The organism is Pseudomonas sp. RL_15y_Pfl2_60, from assembly GCF_963970595.1.
Taxonomy (GTDB): domain Bacteria; phylum Pseudomonadota; class Gammaproteobacteria; order Pseudomonadales; family Pseudomonadaceae; genus Aquipseudomonas.
Genome location: NZ_CAXAOE010000012.1, coordinates 1 through 1,203, shown reverse-complemented (window position 1 = coordinate 1,203; position 1,203 = coordinate 1). Strand labels below are relative to the sequence as shown.

The window sequence follows — 1,203 nt, the reverse complement described above, 5'->3', positions numbered from 1 at the left end:
AATATTCAGTTAATCGCAGTGTCATGGCGGGCAAACTTCGCGTTGCCCGCCCTTGTATCTCGACTACTGCTTATTTTAGAGCGATAGTTCCCGATTGATCCTCGGGGGAGCGAGTGCAAGCCGTGTCCGCCCTAAAGCCTCGAGCTTGTAACGTAGATAACGCTGCACTCCTCCGCACTCATCCAGTAAGTCCGAACGGTATCCTGAGCCTCGAGCTCGCATCAGCAAGGTTGGGCGGATGAAGTGACGATCGACTTAACTCAATGAGGAGTAAGCGTCATGACGATTGTTGTCGGCATCGACATAGCCAAACACACCTTCGATATCGCCACCCTGCAAGCTAATGGCAAGTACCGCACCAAAGCCAAGCTGAGTAATAACGCTGCGGGCTTTGAGGTCTTTCAGCAGTGGTTGCTCAAATACGCTGAAGCCGATGCTTGGGTCGTGATGGAGGCCACAGGCATCTATCACGAAGCCTTGGCTGAGTGGCTGTTTAAGCTGGGTTACAGCGTTTGCGTCCTTAACCCCGCACAAATGGCCTATTACGCTCGCAGCCAGCTGCAGCGGGTAAAGACGGATAAAGTCGATGCCAAACTTATCGCTGACTATGGCGTCCGGCATCAGCCTGAACTCCGTATCTGGCAACCTGAGAAACCTTCTATTCGCCGCCTGAAAGCCTTGGTGCGTCGTTTGAAGGACTTGCAGGAACTCGAACAAATCGAGCAAAACCGCTTAGATGTAACCAGCGAGCAGAAGGTCAGGACGTCAATTGAATCGGTGCTTAAACACTTGCGTCAGCAAATCGATGAAACGCTAAAGGCGATCAAACAGCACTTCGATGACAACGACGATTTGCGCGGCCAACGAGACTTGCTGACCAGCATCGACGGCATAGCAGACAGAACTGCAGCACTTGTACTGGCGGAGTTGGGCGATATCGAGCGCTTTGAAAGCAGTCGTGCGGTCACGGCTTTTGCCGGACTCAATCCCAGGTTACAAGAATCAGGAATGCTCAAAGGACATGTGCGGATTTCGCGCATGGGCTCAGTTAGGTTGCGCGCCGGGCTTTATATGCCAGGCATCGTTTCCATCACTCATAACCCCGCTATTCGGGCGCTGGCTGAGCGAATGAAAGCCAATGGCAAAACGGGTAAACAGATCATCTGTGCAGCTATGCGCAAGCTACTCTGCATCGCCTACGGC

At 52.8% G+C, this 1,203-nt stretch carries 1 protein-coding gene; it reads left to right on the top strand.

The window, feature by feature from the left end; all coding sequences use genetic code 11:
* Positions 1 to 279 precede the first annotated feature (279 nt).
* A partial coding sequence (locus AACY26_RS21270) for an IS110 family transposase (RefSeq protein WP_339516986.1) occupies positions 280 to 1,203 on the top strand: 924 nt, incomplete at its 3' end.